Annotated in this window: 20 protein-coding genes; 4 read left to right on the top strand and 16 right to left on the bottom strand. The window is 69.1% G+C overall.

Going from position 1 to position 23,413, the window contains the following annotated elements:
* The first annotated feature begins 75 nt into the window (after positions 1-75).
* Entirely contained in the window at positions 76-921 is an 846-nt protein-coding gene (locus OG306_RS37830) for an MIP/aquaporin family protein (protein ID WP_266751092.1), read from the top strand.
* Positions 922-967: 46 nt separating this feature from the next.
* Positions 968-2,485 (top strand): glycerol kinase GlpK, encoded by a 1,518-nt coding sequence (gene glpK, locus OG306_RS37825; protein ID WP_327258376.1) that lies wholly within the window; start codon positions 968-970, stop codon positions 2,483-2,485.
* 558 nt (positions 2,486-3,043) lie between these two features.
* Here the strand turns inward: glpK and hypE are convergent.
* The 15 genes from hypE to OG306_RS37750 all read right to left on the bottom strand — a co-directional run bounded on the left by hypE (position 3,044) and on the right by OG306_RS37750 (position 18,296).
* Positions 3,044-4,033 carry a hydrogenase expression/formation protein HypE gene (gene hypE / locus OG306_RS37820; protein ID WP_266752645.1) on the bottom strand — a complete coding sequence of 330 codons (990 nt, stop codon included), beginning with the start codon at positions 4,031-4,033 and terminating at the stop codon, positions 3,044-3,046.
* Between the two features lie 124 nt (positions 4,034-4,157).
* Entirely contained in the window at positions 4,158-5,285 is a 1,128-nt protein-coding gene (gene hypD / locus OG306_RS37815) for a hydrogenase formation protein HypD (protein ID WP_266751087.1), read from the bottom strand.
* Positions 5,282-5,602: a HypC/HybG/HupF family hydrogenase formation chaperone gene (locus OG306_RS37810; RefSeq protein WP_266751085.1), complete on the bottom strand. Its 321-nt coding sequence runs from the start codon at positions 5,600-5,602 to the stop codon at positions 5,282-5,284. Before OG306_RS37810 ends, hypD begins: the two co-directional genes overlap by 4 nt.
* 54 nt (positions 5,603-5,656) lie before the next feature.
* Positions 5,657-8,095, bottom strand: coding sequence for a carbamoyltransferase HypF (hypF, locus tag OG306_RS37805; protein WP_371666136.1), 2,439 nt, complete (start codon positions 8,093-8,095; stop codon positions 5,657-5,659).
* Entirely contained in the window at positions 8,092-8,913 is an 822-nt protein-coding gene (gene hypB, locus OG306_RS37800; RefSeq protein WP_266751082.1) for a hydrogenase nickel incorporation protein HypB, read from the bottom strand. Before hypB ends, hypF begins: the two co-directional genes overlap by 4 nt.
* A 3-nt stretch (positions 8,914-8,916) precedes the next feature.
* A complete protein-coding gene (gene hypA / locus OG306_RS37795) occupies positions 8,917-9,309 on the bottom strand; it encodes a hydrogenase maturation nickel metallochaperone HypA (protein WP_266751080.1) in 393 nt (130 codons plus the stop codon).
* A 122-nt stretch (positions 9,310-9,431) separates the two neighbouring features.
* Positions 9,432-9,548, bottom strand: coding sequence for a DUF6893 family small protein (locus tag OG306_RS37790; RefSeq protein ID WP_371666135.1), 117 nt, complete (start codon positions 9,546-9,548; stop codon positions 9,432-9,434).
* Positions 9,549-9,552: 4 nt separating this feature from the next.
* Positions 9,553-10,101, bottom strand: a complete 549-nt coding sequence (locus OG306_RS37785) for a hydrogenase maturation protease (protein WP_266751079.1) — start codon at positions 10,099-10,101, stop codon at positions 9,553-9,555.
* Positions 10,098-11,546 carry a hypothetical protein gene (locus OG306_RS37780; RefSeq protein WP_266751078.1) on the bottom strand — a complete coding sequence of 483 codons (1,449 nt, stop codon included), beginning with the start codon at positions 11,544-11,546 and terminating at the stop codon, positions 10,098-10,100. The genes OG306_RS37785 and OG306_RS37780 overlap by 4 nt, the downstream gene beginning before the upstream one ends.
* Complete coding sequence (locus OG306_RS37775; RefSeq protein ID WP_266751076.1) at positions 11,543-12,241, bottom strand: DUF6084 family protein; 699 nt, start codon at positions 12,239-12,241, stop codon at positions 11,543-11,545. The genes OG306_RS37780 and OG306_RS37775 overlap by 4 nt, the downstream gene beginning before the upstream one ends.
* A complete protein-coding gene (locus OG306_RS37770; protein WP_266751075.1) occupies positions 12,238-12,906 on the bottom strand; it encodes a DUF5947 family protein in 669 nt (222 codons plus the stop codon). The genes OG306_RS37775 and OG306_RS37770 overlap by 4 nt, the downstream gene beginning before the upstream one ends.
* On the bottom strand, positions 12,903-13,493 hold the full coding sequence (locus tag OG306_RS37765) for a hypothetical protein (protein ID WP_266751074.1): 591 nt from the start codon (positions 13,491-13,493) through the stop codon (positions 12,903-12,905). The genes OG306_RS37770 and OG306_RS37765 overlap by 4 nt, the downstream gene beginning before the upstream one ends.
* Positions 13,490-15,274 (bottom strand): nickel-dependent hydrogenase large subunit, encoded by a 1,785-nt coding sequence (locus OG306_RS37760; RefSeq protein WP_266751072.1) that lies wholly within the window; start codon positions 15,272-15,274, stop codon positions 13,490-13,492. Before OG306_RS37760 ends, OG306_RS37765 begins: the two co-directional genes overlap by 4 nt.
* Before the next feature lie 83 nt (positions 15,275-15,357).
* Complete coding sequence (locus OG306_RS37755; protein ID WP_266751071.1) at positions 15,358-16,437, bottom strand: hydrogenase expression protein HypE; 1,080 nt, start codon at positions 16,435-16,437, stop codon at positions 15,358-15,360.
* Positions 16,438-16,487: 50 nt separating this feature from the next.
* Positions 16,488-18,296, bottom strand: a complete 1,809-nt coding sequence (locus tag OG306_RS37750) for a hydrogenase maturation protein (protein ID WP_266751069.1) — start codon at positions 18,294-18,296, stop codon at positions 16,488-16,490.
* A 591-nt stretch (positions 18,297-18,887) separates the two neighbouring features.
* Here OG306_RS37750 and OG306_RS37745 point away from each other — a divergent pair.
* Positions 18,888-20,921: a transglycosylase domain-containing protein gene (locus OG306_RS37745; RefSeq protein WP_371666134.1), complete on the top strand. Its 2,034-nt coding sequence runs from the start codon at positions 18,888-18,890 to the stop codon at positions 20,919-20,921.
* Positions 20,918-22,222 (top strand): hypothetical protein, encoded by a 1,305-nt coding sequence (locus OG306_RS37740; RefSeq protein WP_266751065.1) that lies wholly within the window; start codon positions 20,918-20,920, stop codon positions 22,220-22,222. The genes OG306_RS37745 and OG306_RS37740 overlap by 4 nt, the downstream gene beginning before the upstream one ends.
* A 114-nt stretch (positions 22,223-22,336) precedes the next feature.
* Here the strand turns inward: OG306_RS37740 and OG306_RS37735 are convergent, their stop codons facing one another.
* Positions 22,337-23,374 (bottom strand): ABC transporter substrate-binding protein, encoded by a 1,038-nt coding sequence (locus OG306_RS37735; RefSeq protein ID WP_266751064.1) that lies wholly within the window; start codon positions 23,372-23,374, stop codon positions 22,337-22,339.
* Positions 23,375-23,413: the final 39 nt, after the last annotated feature.

Genomic DNA, 23,413 nt, shown 5'->3' with positions numbered 1-23,413 from the left:
GATTCTCTGCGTTTACGCTCACATGTGGATCCATGCCGCCAACGGTCGTGCACCCGGTCAGGAAGCGAGATGCCCATGGAGCGGCTCAAGGCGTCGGGATTCGTCGGGGAACTCTCGGCGGAATTCCTCGGCACGATGATTCTCATCCTGTTCGGCTGTGGCGTGGTGGCCCAGGTCGTGGCGGGCGGAGCACTCACCGAACCGCCGGGCGGGCTCGGGAATCACGACAGCATCGCGTGGGCTTGGGGGCTCGGAGTCACTCTGGGTATCTATGTGGCGGGCAGACTGAGCGGAGCCCATCTCAATCCCGCGGTGACTCTCTCGCTCGCCGCTTTCAAGGATTTCCCCTGGAAGAAGGTGGCTCCCTACACCGTCGCGCAGTTCGCCGGGGCGTTCATCGGTGCGTTACTGGTGCGTTGGAATTACACCGAGGCCCTGGCCAAGGCGGATCCCGGACACACCATCAAAACGCAATTCGTCTTCTCCACGCTGCCTGCCAACGGCAACCCCGCACTTCCTGTCCACGAGTGGGGCGCGCTGCGGGACCAGGTCATCGGCACCGCCATTCTTATGCTGTTGATCTTCGCCGTCACGGATCTGCTCAATACGCCACCGGGCGCCCATCTCAGCCCGTTCATCGTGGGTCTCATCATCGTGGCCATCGGTATGGCGTTCGGGACGAACGCCGGGTACGCCATCAATCCGGCTCGTGACCTCGGGCCCCGGCTCGCGAGTTTCCTCACCGGCTACGGAGGGGCGTGGCGGGACCAGTACGGGAATCTCTACTTCTGGGTGCCGATCGTGGGCCCGCTCGTGGGCGGCCCGGTCGGCGCTTTCCTCTACCAGGCCTTGATCGGCCGCTTCCTGCCCGCAGCGGAAGCGGAGCCGGAGGGCACCCTTCCCCTGCCTTCGGAGAATTGACGCCCGGTTCCTTCACCGAGTGCGGACCGCGGAAAGGCGGCATGCCATGGCGGACTTCATCGGCGCGGTGGATCAAGGTACCACCAGCAGCCGTTTCATGGTCTTCGACCACGACGGAAACGAAGTGGCCAAGCACCAGTTGGAGCACGAGCAGATTCTGCCCCGGCCCGGCTGGGTGGAACACGACCCGGTGGAGATCTGGGAGCGCACCAACTCGGTCATGCAGAACGCTCTGCGCACCAGTGGTCTCGGCGCCACCGATCTCGATGCCATCGGGATCACCAACCAGCGTGAGACCACCGTCGTCTGGGATCCCCGCACCGGCCGTCCGTACTGCAACGCCATCGTGTGGCAGGACACCCGTACCGACTCGATCGCCCGGGCCCTGGAGAACGAGGGGCACGGCGAGGTCATCCGGCACAAGTCGGGGCTGCCTCCGGCCACCTACTTCTCCGGCGGGAAGATCAAGTGGATCCTCGAAAACATCGAGGGGGTCCGCGCGGCCGCGGAGCGGGGCCACGCGGTGTTCGGGAACACGGACTGCTGGGTGTTGTGGAATCTCACCGGCGGCCCCGACGGCGGCATCCACGCCACCGACGTGACCAATGCCAGCCGTACGATGCTGATGAACCTGGAGACGCTCGACTGGGACGACGAACTGCTGGACATCTTCGGCATTCCGAGGGCGATGCTGCCGGTCATCAACCCGTCCTCCGACCCCGAGGCGTACGGCCGTACACGCACGTCCCGGCCCCTGCGGGCCGCGATCCCGGTCACCGGGGTGCTCGGCGACCAGCAGGCGGCCACCGTGGGGCAGGTGTGCTTCGAGCCGGGCGAAGCGAAGAACACGTACGGCACCGGCAACTTCCTCGTGCTCAACACCGGTACGAAGCCGATCCGGTCGCGGCACGGCCTGCTCACCACCGTCGCCTACCGGTTCGGGAAGAGTCCGGCGGTCTACGCCCTGGAGGGCTCCATCGCGGTCACGGGGTCCGCTGTGCAGTGGCTCCGGGACCAGATGAAGATCATCACCGAGGCCGCCGAGAGCGAATGGCTCGCCCGGACCGTCGAGGACAACGGCGGGATGTACTTCGTGCCGGCTTTTTCGGGCCTCTTCGCCCCGTACTGGCGCTCGGACGCCCGCGGGGCCATCGTCGGCCTCGCCCGCTACAACACCAACGCCCATCTGGCGCGGGCCACTCTGGAGGCCATCTGCTACCAGAGCCGCGACGTGGTGGACGCGATGGAACAGGACTCCGGCGTCCATCTCGATGTGCTCAAGGTCGACGGCGGGGTCACGGCCAACGACCTGTGCATGCAGATCCAGGCGGATGTCCTCGGGGTGCCCGTCAGCCGCCCCGTCGTCGCCGAGACCACCGCGCTGGGCGCCGCGTACGCGGCGGGTCTCGCCACGGGATTCTGGCGCGACCAGGGCGAGTTGCGGGAGCACTGGCAGGAGGCGAAGCGCTGGGAACCGCAGTGGAGTGAGGAGCGGCGCGCCGCGGGGTACGCCGATTGGAAGCGGGCGGTCGAGCGCACCCTGGACTGGGTGCGGGTGGAATGACGTCGGGGTCCGGCCACCGCGCCGTACCGGCGGGCCGGTGGGGCGGTGGGGCGGTGGGGCGGTGGGGCGGTGGGGCGGCACGGTGGGTGCGTCGAGGACGTGGCGCCCGCCGGTGCCGCCCGGTCCGCGCAGCATCGCGAAGGGAACGAGCGCACTGAGCAGCAGGACGCAGGCGAGGGCGATCCAGCCGACCGTTCCGAGGGCGAGGACGACGCCGGTCATCAGCACCGGGCCCGCGACCCGGTTGGCGACGGTTCGACTCGTGTTGAACAGCACCAGGTAGGCGCTGCGTGACCGCTCCGGTGCCAGGTCGAAGGAGAGGGTCCACGAGGCGCCGACCTGGAGCCGTTCGGCGAACGTCAGCAGGACGACGGCGGCGCCGAGCACCAGCAGTGCTCCCCGCGCTCCGAAGCCGGGCGCCGCGGCGAAGGCCAGGGCGCCGAGGCCGAGCAGCAGTGCCCCGGTCCCGTACGAGTACGAGTACCACGCGCGGCGCGTGGTGCTGTAGTCGAATTGGCCGGTTCGATGCAACCGGACCCGCACGACGCAACGATGACGTCAGCAGATCCGCGGCAACTGCTCCCCGACCGGCAGGTCGACCACGCGCGTCCCGCCGAGCCCCGTGCGGGCCACCACCATGCCCGGGTGGGCGTCCACCGCCGCACCGATCACCGCCGCGTCCCGGCCCAACGGGTGTGCCCGCATCGCGTCCAGGACCGCGTCGGCGTGTTCGCGCGGTACGAACGCCACCAGCTTCCCTTCGTTGGCAACGTACATCGGGTCGAGCCCGAGGATGGCGCAGGCGTTGGCCACCGGCGCGGGAACGGGGACGTGCCGCTCCTGGATCAGGACGCCGGTGCCCGAAGCGGCCGCGATCTCGTTGAGGGACGCGGCGAGCCCCCCACGGGTGGGGTCGCGCAGTACGTGCAGGTCCGGGGTGACCGCGAGCATGGCCTCCACGAGTCCGCCCAGGGCGGCACAGTCGCTCGCGATCTCGACTCCGAACTCCAGCCCCTCGCGCACGCTCATGATTGCCACGCCGTGGACACCGATCGCCCCGCTCACGATCACGACGTCACCCGGAACGACCCGCTGCGGCCGCAGGTCCACGCCGGGCGGGATGAGGCCGATGCCGGCGGTGTTGATGAAGATGCCGTCACCATGACCGGCTTCGACCACCTTGGTGTCCCCCGTCACCACCTCGACGCCCGCCTCGCGCGCGGCGGCGCCGAAGGCCTCGGCGACACGCGCGACGACGGAGAGCTCGACGCCCTCCTCCAGGATGAATCCGCAGGACAGATAGGCGGCACGCGCACCGCTCATGGCCAGGTCGTTGACGGTGCCGTTGACCGCGAGGTCGCCGATGCTGCCACCGGGGAAGAACAACGGCCGCACCACGAAGGAGTCGGTGGAGAAGGCCAGTCGGGCGCCGCCCAGCTGCACGGACGCCGAATCGCCCAGCTGCGCGAGCGTGTCGCCTCCGAAGGCAGGGGCGAAGATGTGCTGGACCAGTTCGGCGGAGAGCGCGCCGCCACCGCCGTGGCCCATGACGATGCGCGGATGATCCCGCAGCGGGGCCGGGCACGTCCATGCTGTGGGATCGAGTGGCGCGATGCCGGAGGGGGGCGTTGCCGAAACGGCCCGGTCGCCGCGCGTGGGGGTCTCGACGGTCTCAGCCAACGGGGCTCGCCTCCAGAGGTGCGGTCTTGTTCATGTCCAGCCGCCGGTAGAGGTAGTACGCGGCACAGGCGCCCTCGCTGGAGACCATGGTGGCTCCGAGTGGGGTGCGAGGGGTGCAGACGGTGCCGAACGCCTCGCATTCGTGAGGCTTCAGCAGGCCCTGCAGGACCTCTCCGCTGCGGCATTGGGCGGGTTCACGGGTGTCGATACCGGACACCTGGAAGCGGTATTCGGCGTCGTAGTCCCGATAGCGCGGGGCGAGCCGCCAGCCACTGCCGGGGATGACGCCGATGCCGCGCCAGGCCCGGTCCGTCACCTCGAAGACGTCCTCCAGCATGGCCAGTGCGGCGGGATTCCCCTCGGGGCGCACCGCGCGGGGGTAGGCGTTGTCCACGGAATGTTCGCCGCGTTCCAACTGAACCACGGTGCGGCGTACACCTTCCAGAATGTCCAGCGGTTCGAATCCCGTGACCACGATCGGGACACCGAACCGTTCGGCCAGCTCGGGATATTCGCCCAGGCCCATCACACTGCACACATGCCCTGCGGCGAGGAATGCCTGAACCCGGCAGTTCGGCGACCGCATGATCGCCTCGATCGCGGGTGGCACCCGGACATGGGACACGAGCAGACTGAAGTTGCGGATGCCGAGCCTGCGTGCCTGATAGACCGTCATTGCGTTGGGGGGAGCGGTGGTTTCGAAGCCGATTCCGAAGAACACCACCTCCCGGTCCGGGTTCTGCTGGGCGATCTTCAGTGCGTCGAGCGGGGAGTAGACGACGCGTACGTCTCCGCCCTCGCTGCGGACCCGGAAGAGGTCCCGTCCGGTGCCGGGGACGCGGAGCATGTCGCCGAAGGAACAGAAGATCACTTCGGGACGGGAGGCGATCTCCAGCGCCTTGTCGATGACTTCCAGCGGGGTGACGCAGACGGGGCAGCCCGGTCCGTGGATCAGTTCCACCTGGTCCGGCAGGAGTTGGTCGATGCCGTGCCGGATAATGGTGTGGGTCTGCCCGCCGCAGACCTCCATCAACGCCCACGGCCTGGTCACGGTGGAGCGGATCTCGTCGAGCAGCCCGCGGGCCAGCTCGGGGTCCTGGAATTCGTCGATGTACTTCACTGCCGCGCCTCCTGCGATGCCTCGGCCGCGCCGGGCAACGGCAGTCCGCCGGCCTCTGCCGCCATTTCCCATGGATCGCCGAACTCCTCCTGGAGCATGCCGAGTTGGGTAAACAGCTCCAGCGTCTGCCTGGCCGACTCCTCGTCCAGTTTCTGCAGGGCGAACCCCACGTGGACGATGGCGTACTCGCCGACCTGAAGGTCCGGCAGATACTCCAGACACGCTTCCTTGACCACTCCGCCGAAGTCGACGGTGGCCATGCGTGTGCCGTCCCGTTCCTCGATTTCCAGTACTCTGCCGGGCACCGCCAGGCACATGGCTTCTCCTCGCTGTGGTTGCTCCCGCCCGCCCGGTCCTGCCGGGCGCGCTTGTTAGTGGGTGGCCGCGCCTCCCCGCGCCGCGCCGAGGCGGCCTTCGGGTGTTCCGGGGGCGTGGGTCCGGGCGGCGACCATCACTTGCCCCAGCGCCAGCCCGCCGTCGTTCGGGGGAACTTGGTGGTGTCTCAGAACGGTGAAGCCGAGGTCGCGCAGCGTCCGGGCGCAGGCCGAGGAGAGCAGCGTGTTGGCGAAGACTCCGCCGGTCAGGGCCACGGTGTCCAGGCCGTGCTGCTGACGCGCCAGGACGCAAGTGCTGCGCACGAGGGCGGCCACCGCCTCGTGGAAGCGTGCCGCGACGACACCCGGCGCGGTACCCGCGCGCACATCCTCGATCACCGCCGAAAGTACGGGCGCGGGGTCGGCGATCAGTGAGCTCGCGCTGTCCGGTGCGGGATGACGGAGCGCGAACTCGTATCCGCCGCAGTCGTCCACAACCGTTCCGAGCGCGGCGGTTTCGAGTTCGACGGCGGCCTGGGCCTCGTATCCGGCCCGGTGGCAGATGCCGGTGAGGGAGGAGACCGCGTCGAACAGCCTGCCCATGCTGGAGGTGGGAACGCAATGAAGGTTCCGCTCCAACTGCCTTGAGAGTACGTCCAGTTCATCGACGTCACAGGCAGCCGTGCACGGCAGGTCGCGCGCCCAGTCGATTCCCGCCGCGTGCAGATGCGCCAGGGCCATGCGGTACGGGCGGTGTACGGCGGCGTCGCCACCGGGCAGGGGGACGTACGCGAGATGCCCGAACCGGTGGTATCCGTCGTAGTCCGCCAGCAGGAACTCGCCGCCCCACACGGCTCCGTCGTCGCCGTAGCCGGTGCCGTCGAACGCGACGCCGATCACGCGCAGTGTGCCGTCCAGGCCGTGCTCGGCCATCGCCGAGGCGATGTGCGCGTGATGGTGCTGTACGCGTACCACCTGCCGTTCACCGGCCAGACGTCGGGTCAGCCGTCCCGAGCGGTATCCGGGGTGCGCGTCGACGGCCAGGGTGCCGGGCCGCACCCCGGTGATGGTCTCCAGCTGCTGTCCGGCGTGCTCGAAGGCGTGTTGGGTGGCGAGGTCGTCCATGTCACCGATGTGAGCGGACAGCCAGGCCCGGCGCCCTTCCGCCAGGCACAGGATGTTCTTGAGGTCACCGCCCGCGGCGAGGATCGCCGCTACCGGAAAGGGCAGTTCGAGGGGCCGGGGGGCGTAACCGCGTGAGCGGCGTACGGTCAGCGGTTCCCCGTCACAGACACGTACGACGGAGTCGTCGCACGGTACATGGATCGGGCGGTCGTGGGTCAGCCAGGCGTCGGCCAGGGGGGCGAGCCGGTCCAGCGCCTCGGCGTCGTCCGTGACGATCGGCTCCCCGGCCACGTTGCCGCTGGTCATGACGAGCAGGCGGGGCCCGGCCGGGTCGCCGGGCAGGCCGAGGAGCAGGTGGTGCAGAGGGGTGTAGGCGAGCATGACGCCGAGGTCGGGGCTGCCCGGGGCGACGTCGTCCGACGGTGCCGGAGCGCCCGGTCCCAGAACGGCGTGGCTGCGACGCCTCAGCAGGACGATCGGCCGGGCGACGCCGGTGAGCAGGGTCCGCTCCTCGGCGCCGACGTGGACGAGGTGTTCGATGTCGCTGATGTCGCGGGCCATCAGAGCGAACGGCTTGTCGCCACGGGCCTTGCGGCGGCGCAGTGCGGCCACGGCCCGGGGGTTGGCCGCATCGCAGGCGAGATGGTAGCCACCGAGCCCCTTGACTGCGAGGATCGCGCCGCCGGCCAGGAGCCGGCGGGCCTCGGCGACCGGATCCGTCCCGGGCGCCCGACGCGGGGGCTTGTCCGGATCCGGGTGTGCCACCAGCAGATCGAGGCGGGGCCCGCATCGGTGGCAGGCGACCGGCTGGGCATGGAAGCGGCGGTCCGCCGGGTCCGCGTATTCGCGGGCACAGTCCGGGCACATGGGGAATCGGGCCATGGTGGTGTGCGCACGGTCGTACGGCAGTTCCGTGACGATGGTGAACCGCGGCCCGCAGTTGGTGCAGGTGATGAAGGGGTGCCGGTGGCGCCGGTCCGCGGGATCGGCCAGCTCGACAAGGCAGTCGGCGCAGGTGGCCACGTCCGGCGGGACCAGCGTCCGGGAAGGCCCGCCGGCCCGGGAGGCGACGATGGTGAAGCCCGCACCGCCGGCTGCGGGAACGTCTCTGTGCTCGATGGAATCGAGAACGGCCATCGGCGGTGCGTCGGCGGCGATCCCTTCGCAGAACAGGGCCACCGCAGCCGGTGAGCCCTCGACTTCCGCGACGACACCCTCGGGGGTGTTGGTGACGTGACCGGCCAGGCCCATGCCGAGGGCGCGCGTGTACAGGTAGGGCCGGAATCCGACGCCCTGGACGATGCCACGGACGGTGATCCGGCGGCGCTCCACCGGCTCGCCCGTGGCCGGGCCGGACCGTTGGGTCGTCACGGGCGGGTGTGCGCCGTGGCACCGGACGCATCCGTCGTGGCGTCCGGCTCGTCTTCGCAGGGATGCGTGTGGGGTCCGTCGTGAGAGGCCTCGCCGTGTTCCACGTGGGCATGGGTGTGCGTGGACCGGTGCTGCTGGGCCATGACGGGCCGGTGGACCGGGGCGCCGTTCGAGGCCGCCAGCGCCCGTTCGAGGAGCGCTCCGACACCGTCACCGCGCCGGGCGGAGGTGAGGAGCACCTCCACACCGGGGTTGACCTGCTCGACATGGGCGCGGAACGCTTCCTCGTCGAACTCCACCGCCTCGGCGATGTCCGTCTTGGTGACGAGCACCAGGTGCGCCAGCCCGAAGGCGGTGGGGTACTTCAGCGGCTTGTCCTCGCCCTCGGTGACCGAGGCGAGGACGACTCTCAGTGTTTCGCCGAGGTCGTACGAGGCCGGGCAGACCAGGTTGCCCACGTTCTCGACGAACAGGAGCCGGGAGTCCTCGGGCAGCCACCCGTCGAGGTGCCCGCCCAGCATCCGGGCCTCCAGATGGCAGAGTCCGTCGGTGAGTACCTGCTTGACCGGGGCGCCCGAGCGGGCCAGGCGAGTGGCATCGTTCTCGGTGGCCAGGTCGGCGGTGAGCGCGGCCACGGGGACGCCCGTCTCCCTGGCGAGTACCAATTCCCGTTCGAGCAGTGCCGTCTTGCCGCTGCCCGGGCTGGAGAGCAGATTGACGACCGTGGTGCCGCGGGCGGCGAGTTCGGTGCGCAGGCGGTGCGCTGCTGTGTCGTTCTTCGCGAGTACCGCCTGTTGGAGATCGACCACACGGCACATGGTTCAGCGCTCCTCGGAAATCGGTTCACGGATACGTCTCTGCGCAGGCCCCTCGTCCCAATGGACGTCGGCGATCCGGAGTTCGCGGCCCGAGAGCAGTTCCGCGGTTGCCTCACCGCACACGGGGCAGCACAGCTGCGGTGGCATTCCGACCGCCCATTCGTCCGAGCAGGGCTCGCAGCGTGCTCTCGCCCGTACGGAGTCGACCACCAGTTCGGCGCCTTCCAGCACGGTCCCGGCACAGGCCAGTTCGAAGCAGAAGGACAGTGCGTCGGGGACCACCCCGGCGAGCTCGCCGACCTGGAGCCGGACCGATGTGACGGCTACGGCGCCCTCGGCCCGGGCGGCTTCTTCCACCTGGCCGACGACGGCCATGGCGATGGACATCTCGTGCATGGGTCTCCGTCCTGCCCGCGTCATTACACCGGGGGGTTACGGCCGCAGCCGGGCTGGCTCGCCGACGCCGCACGCCGCGTACGTCATTCGGTGCAGCCCGGGGCGTGAGAGATGCGACGGCGTCACATGGCGCGAATCCTCAGGTAGCGTTTGATGTCGGGCATGACCTGGGCCACGAGTGCGGCAACGGCGGCGGCGACCGCGCCGCCGAGGATGATCTTCTTCACGATGGTGTTCATCTCCTCAGTTCATGGCCGGGCCGGCCGCCGACTGTGCGGTCGGCGCGGTCCGTTCGTCGTCCCGCACAAGGCGCAGGATCATGTTCACGGCCTCCGGTACGGCTGCCGCGACGGGCTCGCTCAGGCCGATGCCCTCGTCGACGCGGGCGGGTTCGCATCCGACGACCAGCGTGCGCCCCGGGGGCGTGCAGCCCGTTCCGGCGCACAGGGTTTCCAGCAGGGTCAGGACCGCGTCGGGGGACATGCGGTGGCCGTCGAGCAGCGCTTCCTGCGGCTCGATACTGCCGGGCCGGTCGGCCTCGATCAGATACAGCGTTCCGGGCTCGCCGCCGCGTTGCGTGGCATCGATCAGGACCAGCGTGTCGTACCCGTCGAGGAGCTGGTACGCGAGATGGACTCCGCGCACCCCGATGTCCACCGCTTCGACATGGCCGGGAAGGGGGCCCGACACCAGTCGTCGTACGGTCTCGACGCCGAAGCCGTCGTCGCCGAGGAAGATGTTCCCGACGCCTGCGACCAGAGTCCTCGCTCTCTGCTCCGAGGGCGCCGTCATGCGTCCTCCAGAGGGGCGACCTCGTCGGGCTGGAAGTAGAGGAACCGGCCCTGCTCGCGCCGGATGTCCGCACCGGGGTCGCCCTCCACGGTGACCGCGAGGTGCACTCCCCCGTCCACGTCGTGGAGTACCGCTTCGACCAGTGCGCTGCGGTCCTTGAGGAAGAGGTCCTGGGCGTCGGTACGGCGCAGGCCCGGTCTCAGCAGTACGCGGCTGCCCGCGCCCACCGGCCGGCCGGCCACCAGAATCCGGTCGTGCGCCGGGTCGGCGCCGCCGTCGCCCGCCGGGTCCCACCACGGCTGCTCCGGCCTGATCAGGTCGTACTCGTCGGCCCCTTCCCGCACGTGCGGGAATCCGTCGGCCGCGACGGCCGCGGGCGCACCCGGCCCGGTGACTTCGCGCAGGGCCCGCACCGCGCCGTGCAGCCGCTCCAGGACCTCTGGGGGCATGGAGTCGGCCAGGTCGATCACTGCGGCCGCCCGGTCGTCCGTCCCCCGGGCCTCACGCTTCTCCTGGTCGGTCAGCGCGGCCGTCCGCAGGGCGAGGATCTCGTCGATCTCCGTGGAGTCGTACAGCGCTCCGGGGCTCTCAGGGGCGATGGCCGGGTGGTCCTCCAGGATGATCGGGGACGAGAGCATCAGGTCCGCGCGGCCGGGCTCCCCGGCCAGTACGGGCCAGGTGTGCAGGTTCCGGCAGCCCGCGACCGCGCCCTTGGCCCACTGGGGAGGGTCCGTCATCGACAGGAACGAGCCTGCGTCGAGGCCCAGGAGGAGGTGGGTGGCCACCAGTGATCCGGGCAGCGCGGCATCGCGGTCGGCGTCAGCGGCGTCCGGCGTCCAGGTGCTGGTGTTCTCCACCACGGCGGTGAGCCGCATCGCCCGGTAGGGGCCGTCGAGTTCGGCGGCGGACAGCCTCACCGTGCCGTTGACCTCCGCGCAGCGGCGCACCAGGCGACCGACGGTCCGGCCCTCCTCGTCGCGGACCGTTTCGTACTCCTCGCGTGCCGGGCGCGTGAAGTGGACGACGACGCCGTCGCCGGTGAGCTCGGCCACGGTGGTGAGCACTTCGACCCGTTCCTCCGCGCCCTCGTCCCAGGGAACCAGGACCCGGTCGGTGAGATCGAGTTCGGGGACGGTCCGGAAGGTGCCGTCCTCACGGATCCGCTGCACGGTGCGGCGCTGGGCGTGCAGGAAGCGCACCTCGGCCGCCAGCGTCGCGTCCGCCTTCGCTTCCATCAGGCACTCGGTGTGCTGGAAGTCGTGCTCCTCTGCGGCCGCCGCCCAGGCCGGTGGCACGAGCACCCCGAACTGCCAGCGGAGCCGGTTCTTGGCCGCCGACGCGCGGTACGGGTACAGGACGTAGCCCTCGAAGAGGACCGCGTCGGCCACGCCCCGGGCGGCGGCGAAACGGGCTTCCAGCGCGGGGGTGAACGCGGATGTGGTCATTGCGCCGTCCTCTCGGCGAGTCCGGCGAGCCCGGCGTCGGCGAGTCTTCCGTCCGGCGGGAGGGCCATGGTTCCGGGCGCGTCCAGAAGTGCCCGGACGGTCGCCTCCCAGGACGGCAGTGCGTGCCGGGAGCGGAATTCGAGCAGCGCGTCCATGGTGTCGCGGGGAAGGCGGATCCAGCCGCACCCGGGAAAGTGCTGATCGACCATCTCCTGCCACACCACCACCGGCATCCGGAACGGCGCCTCCAGGTCCCACGGCACCGGCTCGACCCTGAAGCCGCCGGTACCGGTGAAGGCGGTGCCGGAGAAGAGCATCAGGAGCGGCACCTCACCATCCGTCAGCGCGTTCATGTACCGCGTCGCGGCGATCTCCAGGTCATACGTGCAGGGCACGACGACGTCCGTCTCGGTTTCCCCGGTGAACGCGGGAACCATGACCGGGACCTGGGCGAACTGCACGGGCTGGAGTGTGCGGCCCCAGCGTGAACGCTCTCCGAACAGGTCCGTCAGGCCTTCGGCCTCCGTCTGTTCGTAGCCGCGCCGGGCCGGTTCGATGCGGATCTGGCAGCGCAGCGCGAGCGCGTGGACCCGCGCCTCCTCGGACGCGGTGATGCGCAGCCGGAAGACGAGGGTGGGGCCGGCGGCGTACGGATCGGCGCGCACGCCGGTGCAGGTGAAGGTGAAGTCCGTCATGGCCGGCGCTCCCCCACCATGGTCCCGGTGCGGCGTTCGATGTGTTCGAAGAAGGCCTGCAGATCGGCCCGGGCCTCGGCTCCGCCGTCGAAGCCCTGCCACCGCAGGCGCATACGTCCCACCAGCTCGTAGCAGATGTCGATCGGTACCAGATAGCACTGGGCCCGGCCCTCGAAGCGGCGCAACAACAAGGCTTCCACGTCGGGTTCGAGCAGCTCGGCGAGACGGCTGGTGCCGAGGACCGTCTGCCAGGTCGAAGGATCGAGTTCGCTCTCGGTGGCTCCGGCGGGGCTCGGGTAGAGCGCCACCAGCCGGTCCAGGGCGGCGTTGCGGAAGAAGAAGGCGACGCTGACCGGGATCTGCAGGAGTTCCCACGCGTTGTCGTCGAGGCGGTGGTCGGGGTCGGCGAGGTAGCGGTCCGGGACGCTCAGGAACCGGCCGTGGGCGGCGCCGGGCCGCTCGAAGAGGAGGGTGCACGGAGTGCAGGCGCACGCCAGCGACCGTTGCTCGGTGTCCACCAGATGCCGGTGGCTGTCCTCGGCGACCGGTACTCCGCACAGTTCGCACCGCTCTTGCCGCGGCTCGCGCGGTGCCGCGAACCGCCGCAGGGTGTGTACGCCCTTGGCGGGCGCGGACCGCCCGGCCCTCGTCCCAGCCGCGCTCATGACGCCCCGGCCGGAGCCGGACGGGCGGTCGACGCGCCTTGCGGCGGGCGGGTTCCGATCTGAAGGAGTGCCGGTTCCCGACCGGCGGAGTCGGGCTCCATCTCGACCGTGGTGACTTCCGGTGCGAAGCAGGCCAGGGAGTTCTCGACGGACAGCTGTGCGGCCGGCGCGCCGCCGCAGCCGCAGCCGCCCGTGCCGGCGGTCCGCAGGCGCAGGGTGCCCGTGCTGTCGTCGAAGCTCACCACCTCGACGGGATCACGGACGGCTTCGAGGGCCCGCCCGATGCGCATGCCGGTGTCCTCGGGGTGCAGGTCGTGCAGGACCAGCAGGCTCGACACGAGGCCGTCGCCCAGGAGTGCGTCCAGGGTGTCGCCGGTCTCGCGGCCCGGTGCGGCGAGGAGCCCGTCGATGATCCGGGCCAGCCCTGCCCCGTAGAAGTCCATCAGGGCCCGTACCAGTTCCTCGGCCGTCGCCGAGGTCTTCCGGTCACCGGCTGTCGTCAGTTGTTCGAGCACCTCTTCGATGCGGCGCCCGGCCTGCTCCGCGTCGGGCACCTTCGCTGTCGCGGTATGCGTGGTCGGGCTCATCCGCCGAGTCCGCTCAGACCGGTGGGCACATGCATCTTCTGCACGGTTCGGCCCCCGCCGACGTACATGTGGACACCGCACGGGAGGCACGGGTCGAAGCTGCGCACGGTGCGCATGATGTCGATGCCCTTGAAGTTCTCCGGCGGGTTCTCCTCGAAGATCGGGGTGTTCTGCACGGCGTCCTCGTAAGGCCCGGGAGTTCCGTAGGTGTCCCTGGTGCTGGCGTTCCACGGCGTCGGAGGGTAGGGGTGGTAGTTGGCGATCTTGCCGTCTCTGATCACCATGTGGTGGGACAGCACACCCCGCACGGCCTCGGTGAATCCGACGCCGATGCTCTCGTCGGGGACGTCGAACTTCTCCCAGGTCTGGGTACGTCCGGCGCGGACCTCCTCAAGCCCCTTCTCGGCGCAGTGCAGCGCGATCGCGGCCGCGTACGCCTGGAAGTAGGTGCGGGCGCGGTTGCGCTCCAGCGCGTTGCTCCACTTCGGGATCTGCCACTCGAAGGTGGTCTCGGGCTTGGTCATGGTGCGGGGCAGGTTGATGACGACGCTGTGTCCGGTGGCCTTGACGTAGCCGACGTCGACGAGCCCGGACAGGGCGGTGGACCACAGTCTGGCGATGGGCCCGCCGCCGGTGTCCAGGGCCAGATGGTCCTTGCCGTCGAACCAGCGCGGCGACATCACCCAGCTGTACTTGTCGTCGAAGTTCCGTTTCTGCGGCGCGGGGATCGTGTGCTGGTTCCATGGATGGCGTGGGTCGACCGGGTTGCCGAGCGGGTCGTGGGTGACGAACTGCTCCTTGCCCTGCCAGTCGTCGTAGTACGAACTGCCCAGCAGGATCCGGATGCCGAGGTTGATCTCGGTCAGGTCGTTGGTGACCAGCTTGCCGTCCACGATCACGCCCGGGGTGACGAACATCCTCCGTCCCCAGTCGCTCATGTTGGCGTAGGTGAAGTCGCAGTGCTCGGGGTCGTTGAGCGCCCCCCAGCAGCCGAGCAGCACCCGTCGGCGCCCGACCTCTTCGTACCCGGGCAGGGCCTCGTAGAAGAAGTCGAACAGGTCGTCGTGCAGGGGCACGACCCGCTTCATGAACTCCACATAGCGCATGAGGCGGCTGAGGTAGTCCGTGAAGAGCTGGACGGAGGCGACGGTGCCCACCCCGCCCGGGTAGAGCGTGGAGGGATGCACATGACGCCCCTCCATCAGGCAGAACATCTCCCTCGTGTAGCGGCTCACCTGGAGGGCCTCGCGGTAGAACTCACCCTCGATGGGGTTGAGCGACCGCATGATGTCGGCGATGGTGCGGTATCCGTGCTCCCCGGCGTGCGGCGCCTCGGTGCGCTCGGCCAGTTCCAGGACACCGGGATTGGTCTCGCGGACCATCTTTTCGCAGTAGTCGACCCCGACCAGGTTCTCCTGGAAGATGTTGTGGTCGAACATGTACTCCGCGGACTCACCGAGGTTGATGATCCACTCACCGAGGTGCGGCGGCTTCACCCCGTACGCCATGTTCTGCGCATACACGGAACACGTGGCGTGGTTGTCGCCGCAGATCCCGCAGATGCGGCTGGTGATGAAATGGGCGTCCCTGGGGTCCTTGCCCCGCATGAAGACGCTGTAGCCACGGAAGACCGACGAGGTGCTGTAGCACTCCGCGACCCGCTTCTGCTTGAAGTCGATCTTCGTGTGGATGCCGAGACTGCCCACGATCCGGGTGATCGGATCCCAGGCCATCTCGACCAGGCCGCTGCCGTCGCCGGCCGCCTTCGTTGTCGGTGCCATCGTGTGTGCCGTAGCCCTTCTGAGAAGCGTGAGGTGGGGTCGTCACCGGAAGGTGCACTATGCCGTCGGTGTCCTGGACGGGTTCACCACGGAGGCCGGTAGCCCGTGGTCAGCCGGTCCCTCTTGTGCCGCCACTTGGGCTCCTTGTCCACGGTCTTCGCCGTGATCGACCGGAGCTTGCGGATGACCGCGCCGTACGCGCCGCTGGCGGTGGCGGAGACCTTGGCGCCCGGCGGTTCGTCCATGAACGGCATGAACTTGTCGGGGAAGCCCGGCATGGTGCAGGCGATGCAGATGCCACCCACGTTCGGGCAGCCTCCGATGCCGTTCATCCAGCCGCGTTTGGGAACGTTGCACTTGACGACGGGGCCCCAGCAGCCGAGCTTGACCAGGCACTTGGGCGAGTCGTAGGTCTCGGCGAACTCACCCTGTTCGTAGTACCCGGCCCGGTCGCACCCCTCGTGCACGGTGGCGCCGAACAGCCAGGTCGGTCGGAGCTTGTCGTCCAGCGGAATCATCGGAGCGGATCCGGCCGCCTGGTACAACAGGTACGTCAGGGTCTCCGAGAAGTTGTCCGGCTGGATCGGGCAGCCGGGCACGCACACGATCGGGATCCCGGCCTTCGACTTCCAGTCCCAGCCGAGATAGTCGGGCAGGCCCATGGCACCGGTCGGGTTGCCGGCCATCGCGTGGATTCCGCCGTACGTGGCGCAGGTCCCGATGGCGACGACGGCCAGGGCCTTGGGCGCCAGGCGATCGATCCATTCGCTGGTGGTGACCGGCTGGCCGGTCTCCGGATTGTCACCGAAGCCGCACCAGTAGCCCTCCGCCTTGATGGTCTCGTTCGGGATGGAACCCTCCACGACCAGGACGAAGGGATCGATCTCGCCGCGCTCGCCCTTGAAGAACCACTCGATGAACGTGTCCGCACCGCCCACCGGGCCGCATTCGAAGTCGATCAGCGGCCAGTGGACCTCGATCTTGGGCAGACCGGGCAGCGCACCGGTCACGATCTCTTCGATGCTGGGCTGCATCGCGGCGGTCAGGGCCACCGAGTCGCCGTCACAGCTCAGCCCCGCGTTGATCCAGAGGATATGGATCGGGGACTCTTCTCCGGTGGCCGCAGTGGGTGCGTCCACGGTGTTCGACGTTGTTGCATCCATGAGGATGCCTCCCTGGAAAGAGACAACAGTGAAGGCCGACACATCGGCCCTCACTGTTGTTGGTAACAGGCCTTCGGCGCGGGTACACCATCGTGCGCCGCCAGTGCGGTGACGCCGGGCGCAAAAGCAGGCCGTTCCCCTGCGGATCCGGCTGCCGCGACGAGGTGCGAGGGGCGGTCCGAGGGGGGATCCTTGTGGACGAACGCGCGCCGCAGCGCGTGGTAGGACGACCGTGGGTCGAAGAAGGTCCGCCGCATCGCCGCCAACTCCTGCTCGCGGTAGTCGGCCAGCGGTCTGTGGGCCTCGTCCCGGTCCCGTTCGGCCTTCTTCGCCGCGATCCGCGCCTGTGCCGCGGGCGACGCGGCGAGGCGGGCCGCCAGCCGGGTGACCTCGTCCGTGAACGACTGGGCGGCGCAGTCGACCGTCCGGTCGGCCAGTCCGAGCCGCACCGCGGCTGCCGCGCTCACGGGCAGCGCATCGCCGGTGAGGCGATCCGCGGCGGCGCTCCCCACCCGGCGCGGCAGCGTGTACGTCCAGTACTCGGAGCCGTACAGCCCCATCAGTCGGTAGTGCGGGTTCAGCACCGCGCCCGACCTGCACCAGATCTCGTCGGCGGCCAGGGCGAGCATCACCCCGCCCGCGGCCGCGTTGCCGCCCACCGCGGAGACCACCAGCCGGTCGGTGGTGGTCAGTACGGCCTCCACGAGGTCGTCCATGGCGTTGATGTTGGCCCACGACTCCTCGCCGGGGTCGGCGGCGGCCTCGATGACATTGAGGTGGATGCCGTTGGAGAAGAAGTCCCGGCCGCCTCCCAGCACCAGCACCGAGGTGGGCCGTCGGCAGGCCACCCGGTAGGCGTCGTGCAGGCGTCGGCACTGCGCCGTGCTCATCGCACCGCCGGGGAAGGAGAACGAGAGGAACCCGGCCTGTCCCACCTCCCGGTAGCCGATGTCGCTCCAGCCGTGCCGGCCCCCTTCCTCGTACAGCGGCGCGGGATGCTCGGGCAGTGCGGGCAGACGCCCGGCGAGCGCCGTCACAGCGGGCAGTTTGAACGTGGCGGGCCCGCCCGGCGAGCGGCGGGGGCGGAGTTCGGGGATCCACACCGCGCCGTCGGTCGTCGCCCGGCAGACGGCCCCTGCCCGTACGGCCACCAGCTCGCCCGGCCTGCCGCGCAGTTCGTGCTCCGGGTGCCCCCCGTGCAGAAACCATGCGTCCCCGAGCAGTTCGTCGAGCACTCCGGGGAACGAGTCGGCGGCCCGCAGCTTGCGCAGGACCGCTTCCGTGGAGTCCGACTCCCAGTCGATACGGCGGCGCTCCTGACGGAAGTACGGCCGCGTACGGATGCGCAGCCCCTCGTCCCCGCCGGTCTGCGCGCGAGGGACGTACGTACCGGACGCGAAGCGCTCGACGGCGAGGTGCACGGCCCGCAACGCGGCGTCGGAGACCTCGTTGCGGTACAGGTCGCTCTTGCCCACCCGAGGCACCGCGAAGGTGGCGGATGCCCAGATGTCTCCGGCATCCATCTCCTCGTCGGCCTGCAGGACCGTCACACCCCAGGTGTCCGCGTCCTCGTGGATGGCCCAGTCGAGGGAGGACGGCCCGCGATCGCCGGGCGGGCCGGGGTGGACGACGAGGCAGGTGTGCGCCGCCCACACGTCCCGGGGGATGGCGGTCTTCAGCAAGGGGGCCAGGATGAGGTCGGGCGCGAACTCGCGGACGGCTCGCCGCAGCGACGCGTCGCGAGCGGAACCGTCCCGAGTTGCGAGCTCCACCGCCACGGCGTGACCGCGATCCCTCAGCTCGGCATGAACACGCTGAGTGAGACTGTTGAACGCGCTCGCCACGATCAGAATGTGCATGGCAATCTCCCAACGCCGGGCGGATCCGGCTGGTAGCGATGGTGGGGTATCGCGGTCGGGGCTCCAGCGGCAACCGGCCGCGAAGTCACCCGAAAGCGAACGTTTCGGCGACCGCTCAGTGGAACCCATGGACCGAGCCCCGCGCCCAGCGGATCGGAATGAACCGGACAACGACATGACACGGGACCAAGCGTTCGTTCCGAGCCCAACTACGCACCCGCCGCGGGCGCTCGGGGCCAGGAGGCACGGCCCGCCCCGGCGGCCTGTTATCTTTACGTGACTTCGCGACGCAACTCTAAGTCACGCTTTGGCCTTTGCTGTGGCGGAGTCGGCAAGGGGGGAAGCGCGTGGCCGCCCTCTGGGCGTTTCGGACCGATCAGCAGCCGCACGGCCTGAACTGAACCGGGGGATGCACATGCCATACACCGGCCGGGACGCATGACTCTGCCGCCCGCCGAGCGCCGGCAGGCGTCCGCGGGACCACGGGAGGGCCGGCCGGAACGGCGCGTGGCGGCGCACGAGCAATGACCACTACACGTGTACGGGCACGGTCGTAGCTGCGGCCTGCCCGGCCTGTCATGGCTGGACGGAATGACACAGCACAAGATATTCAGCAGAACGGCACATGCCGCTCGGGCCGCGTTAGCCCCCGGGAAGAGGAGCAGAAAACAGGCGGACCGACCGCGTCTGCGCCTGCCTCGCAAGCCGGACTATCCGCGCACGGGCCGACGCGGCTGGCGAAGATGGGTGCCCTCGTGGCGGCTGGTCACGGGCTCGTTCCTGATGGTCACCGCAACGCTCGTGGCCGTGGTGGGCATCGCCTACGCACGTACGGACATCCCCGAGAACCTCAACGCGTTCGCCACGCAGCAGGACACCGTCTACTACTGGGCGGACGGCACTCCCCTGGCCCGTACGGGCTGGGTGAGCCGCCAGGAAATGCCCCTGTCGAAGATCCCCGACGACGTCCGATGGGCTGTGCTGGCGGCCGAGAACGCCGACTTCTACTCGGACCACGGCATATCGGTCCAGGGAATCACCCGCGCGCTGTGGCGCACGGTCGGCGACGGGGACACGCAGGGCGGATCGACCATCACCCAGCAGTACGTCAAGAACGTCTACCTCTCGCAGGACCAGTCCTTCTCCCGCAAGTTCACCGAAATGCTGCTCGCGGTCAAACTCGACCGGCAGGTGAGCAAGGACAAGATCCTTGAGGACTATCTGAACACCAGCTGGTTCGGCCGGGGCACCTACGGTCTCCAGCGCGCGGCCCAGGCGTACTACGGGAAGGAGGTCACCCAACTCGACGCCAGTGAGGGCGCGTTCCTCGCATCACTGCTCAAAGGGGCCTCGCTCTACGATCCCGCCATCGGTCCCCGTAACCATGACCGTGCCGTCAAACGGTGGAAGTGGACGCTGGACCGCATGGTGAAGACCGGCCGGCTGAGCCCGGCCGAGCGTGCCCGGTACACCACGTTTCCCGAACCGAAGCCGCCTCACAAGCCCAACAGCACGGCCGGACAGGACGGTTATCTCGTCCAGCTCGCCGAGTCCTACGCCAAGCGTGCCGGGCACATCTCCGACGCACGCTTCGACCTCGGCGGCTACCAGATCTACACGACGTTCGAGAAGCCGCGGATGGCCGCCCTCACCCAGTCGGTGAAGAAGGCGCGCGAGACCCTCGATCCCCAACAGCGCAAGGCCGACCGCCATGTCCGGTTCGGGGCCTCGTCCGTCGCCCCGGACGGCCGGATCCTCGCCGTGTACGGCGGCCCGGACTTCGAGCGGCAGGCCTTCAACGAATCCAACGCGGGCACCGTCCCGGCCGGTTCGGCGTTCACTCCGTTCGTCTACGCAGCCGGCCTGGAGCACGGCGTCTCACGCAAACGCAATGGTCCCCGGACCACCATCACACCGTCCACCGTGTACGACGGTGACGACGGCACTCCGGTCGTCACGCCCGAAGGCCCCTACTGGGACAGCAGCGGGAAGATGGTCAAGGGTCACAACGACGGCAACCGCTCCTACGGCCCTATCAGTCTGCACGAGGCCATGGCGAAGGCCGTCGATTCCCCCTTCCTCCAGCTCGGCATGGATACGGGGCTCCCATCGGTCCGCAGTACGGCCGAGGCGTCCGGGCTGCTCCCCTCCAGTTTCGGTCCGCCCGTACCGGCGTTCTCGATGGGCAGCTCCACACCGAGCGCCATCCGCATGGCGGACGCGTACGGCATGTTCGCGGCGCACGGACTGCACACCGATCCGTACTCGGTCCGCGAGGTCACGCGCAACGGCGAACCGGTCCGGCTGGATCTGCCGCGGGCCAGGCGCGCCGTGCGGTCCGCCGTCGCCGACGAGGTCACTGCGGCGCTCGCACGGCCCAGCGGGGAGAACGGCACCGTCGCCGCCTCGCCCGTCGCCGCCAAGGAGGGAACCACCGAGGACGACACCGCGCGCTGGTACGTCGGTTACGACCGGTCCGCGTCCACGGCCGTTGTCCTGTACCGCATGGACCTGGCGAAGAGTCTGGCGCCACTGCCGCTCAAGGGGCTCGGCGGCAACTCGGCGGCCGGCCGCGAACTCCCGTCCCGGATCTGGAACACCTACACGGAAGCCTTGATGAAGTGACACGTACCGAAGCAGTGTCCCTCGTTCAGCGCATACGGGCCCGCTCGACGCCCCGCATCGTGCTCGGGCTCGCGGCCTGCCTGGTGGCGTCGGGTTCCGCGGCGCTGATCCCGCTGGCCTCCGACAACTCGTCGGACAGCCGGACCCCGCGGCAGGGCACCAGCACCGTCGCCGCGCCGACGCCCACGGCCCGGGCGCATCGAGGGGGCGACAGGAAGAAGACGGAGGAGGAGCAGTGGGACGGAAAGGTCAGGATTCTGGGAGACGGCTCCACGTCCTACACCGGCCCGCAGCCGGACCGGCCGAAGGCCGTGCGGCTCAAGCCCGGTGAGAAACCACCCCAGTTCGTGGTGTTCTCCTGGGACGGCGCGCTCGAGGGGGACGACCACATGTTCTCGCGCTTCCGCCGTGCGGCCAAGGAGAGCAATGCGCACATGACGTTCTTCCTCACCGGGATCTACCTGCTCCCGAAGGAGAAGCGGAACCTCTACGAGCCGCCCCAGCACAAGCCCGGAGAGGCGGCGATCTCGTACCCGACGCGTGAACACATCCGCATGACGCTGGAACAGCTCGGCGGCGCCTGGCGGGAGGGCAACGAGATCGGGTCGCACTTCAACGGCCACTTCTGCGACAAGAAGGGCGGTGGGGACTGGAGTACGCCGGAGTGGCTCGGCGAGATCAACCAGTTCTACTCCTTCGTGCAGAACTGGAAGACCAACACGGGCTTCACCGATCTCGATCCGCTGCCGTTCGACCCCACGCGCGAAGTCGTCGGCGGGCGGGCTCCCTGTCTCGAAGGCCAGAAGACCCTGCTGCCCGCGACCAAGCTCTTCGGATGGCGTTACGACGCGAGTTCCCCGGGGGACTTCCAGATCTGGCCGGCGAAGAAGAACGGCATCTGGAACCTCCCGTTGCAGATGCTGCCGTTTCCCGGCAAGGACTTCCAGGTGCTGTCCATGGACTTCAACTTCCTCTACAACCAGTCGGAAGGCAGCACCGAGGGCGACCCCGCGCAGTACAAGAAGTGGCGCACGGAGGCACGGAACGCCTACACCGCCGGGTTCGAGCGGGTGTTCCACGGCAGCCGCGCGCCGCTGTTCATCGGGAATCACTTCGAGGACTGGAACGGCGGGATCTACATGGATGCCGCCGAGGAGACCATGCGCGAGGTCTGCCCGCGCAAGGAGGTGCGCTGTGTGTCCTTCCGCGAACTGACCGACTGGCTCGACGCGCAGGACCCCGAGGTCCTCGCCCAGTGGCGAACGCTCGACCCCGCCCAGCCTCCGAACTGGAAGCAATAGGCCGATGAACGCGGACCGCGAAGCCCTGGCCTCGAACAACTCACAGGACGTGACGAGTCGTTCAGGGCCCGGGCTTCGCGGTCGGGGGTTCGCGGGCGTCGTCGACGCCCTGGGTCAGTTCGCCTTCTTGACGAACTCCGTGGTGTACGTCTTGTCGAGGTCCACCTTGGCGTCCTTCAGGTTCGGGTTGAAGGCCTTCAGGACCCGCTCGACGGTCGCGGGGCCGTCCGCGGGCATGACGCCGTCCGTGGTGAACATGGGCAGGGTGCTCTTGATGGCCTGTGCGTAGAGGTCCTTGCCGCCGCCCTGGGCGTAGTCGGCGGGCATCTTCGCGGCGATCTCGTCGGCGCTGTGCGTGGACATCCACTTCAGCGTCTTGACGAAGGCGTTGGCCAGCTTCTGGACGGTTTCCTTGTGGCTGTTGACCCACTCGGTCTGCATGTAGAGGCTCGAGGACGGGTAGGGGCCGCCGAGCGCCTGCTGGGAGCCCTCGGGGGTCCGCATGTCGATGAGGACCTTGCCGAGCTTCTTGTCCAGGATGGTGGCGACGGTCGGGTCGGTGGTCATGCCGCCCTGGATGGAACCCTGCTGAAGTGCGGAGATGAACGTCTGCCCCGCTCCGACGGCCACGGGCGTGAATTCGCTGGTCTTCACGTCGTTGCTCACGGCAAGGTACTTCGTCAGGAAGTCGGTCGAGGAGCCGAGACCCGTCACTCCGAGCTTCTTGCCCTTGAAGTCCTTCGCCGACTTGAGGTCACCCGCCGCCTGGTTCGAGACGATCTCGACCTCGCCGGGAGCATGGGAGAACTGGACGACCGACTCGACCTGCTTGCCCTTCACCTGAAGGTCGAGGGTGTGGTCGTAGAAGCCGACTGTGCCCTGGACGTCGCCGGAGACCAGGGCCGTCTCGGCCTGGACGCCCGCGGGCTCGGTGAGGAGCTGGACCGAAACCCCCTCCTCCTTGAAGTAGCCGAGCCGCTCGGTGAGCATCGCGGGCAGGTAGATGACCTTGTCCAGGCCCCCGACCATGATCTTGACCTTGTCGTTCTTGTCACCGGAGGCCGAGGTCGAGTCGCCGCCACAGGCGGTGAGGCTGGTCAGGGCGAGTGCACTGGTGACGGCAACGGCCGAGATCCGGGTAAATCTGCGCATCTGATTCACGTCCTTGTGAAGTAACAGTCGGTTGTGCGG

Source organism: Streptomyces sp. NBC_01241, assembly GCF_041435435.1.
Classification (GTDB): Bacteria; Actinomycetota; Actinomycetes; order Streptomycetales; family Streptomycetaceae; genus Streptomyces.
The sequence above is the reverse complement of the archived record's forward strand: the minus strand, read 5'-3'. Positions and strand labels throughout refer to the sequence as shown.

Coding starts and splice junctions, on each gene's coding strand:
- OG306_RS37745 (WP_371666134.1), top strand. CDS start 18,888: ATGACACAGCACAAGATATTCAGCAGAACGGCACATGCCGCTCGGGCC.
- hypE (WP_266752645.1), bottom strand. CDS start 4,033: ATGGGCCACGGCGGTGGCGGCGCGCTCTCCGCCGAACTGGTCCAGCAC.
- OG306_RS37780 (WP_266751078.1), bottom strand. CDS start 11,546: ATGACCACATCCGCGTTCACCCCCGCGCTGGAAGCCCGTTTCGCCGCC.
- OG306_RS37765 (WP_266751074.1), bottom strand. CDS start 13,493: ATGAGCCCGACCACGCATACCGCGACAGCGAAGGTGCCCGACGCGGAG.
- OG306_RS37735 (WP_266751064.1), bottom strand. CDS start 23,374: ATGCGCAGATTTACCCGGATCTCGGCCGTTGCCGTCACCAGTGCACTC.
- glpK (WP_327258376.1), top strand. CDS start 968: ATGGCGGACTTCATCGGCGCGGTGGATCAAGGTACCACCAGCAGCCGT.
- OG306_RS37790 (WP_371666135.1), bottom strand. CDS start 9,548: ATGAACACCATCGTGAAGAAGATCATCCTCGGCGGCGCGGTCGCCGCC.
- OG306_RS37760 (WP_266751072.1), bottom strand. CDS start 15,274: ATGGCACCGACAACGAAGGCGGCCGGCGACGGCAGCGGCCTGGTCGAG.
- hypA (WP_266751080.1), bottom strand. CDS start 9,309: ATGCACGAGATGTCCATCGCCATGGCCGTCGTCGGCCAGGTGGAAGAA.
- OG306_RS37775 (WP_266751076.1), bottom strand. CDS start 12,241: ATGACGGACTTCACCTTCACCTGCACCGGCGTGCGCGCCGATCCGTAC.
- OG306_RS37770 (WP_266751075.1), bottom strand. CDS start 12,906: ATGAGCGCGGCTGGGACGAGGGCCGGGCGGTCCGCGCCCGCCAAGGGC.
- hypB (WP_266751082.1), bottom strand. CDS start 8,913: ATGTGCCGTGTGGTCGATCTCCAACAGGCGGTACTCGCGAAGAACGAC.
- OG306_RS37810 (WP_266751085.1), bottom strand. CDS start 5,602: ATGTGCCTGGCGGTGCCCGGCAGAGTACTGGAAATCGAGGAACGGGAC.
- OG306_RS37785 (WP_266751079.1), bottom strand. CDS start 10,101: ATGACGGCGCCCTCGGAGCAGAGAGCGAGGACTCTGGTCGCAGGCGTC.
- OG306_RS37830 (WP_266751092.1), top strand. CDS start 76: ATGGAGCGGCTCAAGGCGTCGGGATTCGTCGGGGAACTCTCGGCGGAA.
- OG306_RS37750 (WP_266751069.1), bottom strand. CDS start 18,296: ATGCACATTCTGATCGTGGCGAGCGCGTTCAACAGTCTCACTCAGCGT.
- OG306_RS37755 (WP_266751071.1), bottom strand. CDS start 16,437: ATGGATGCAACAACGTCGAACACCGTGGACGCACCCACTGCGGCCACC.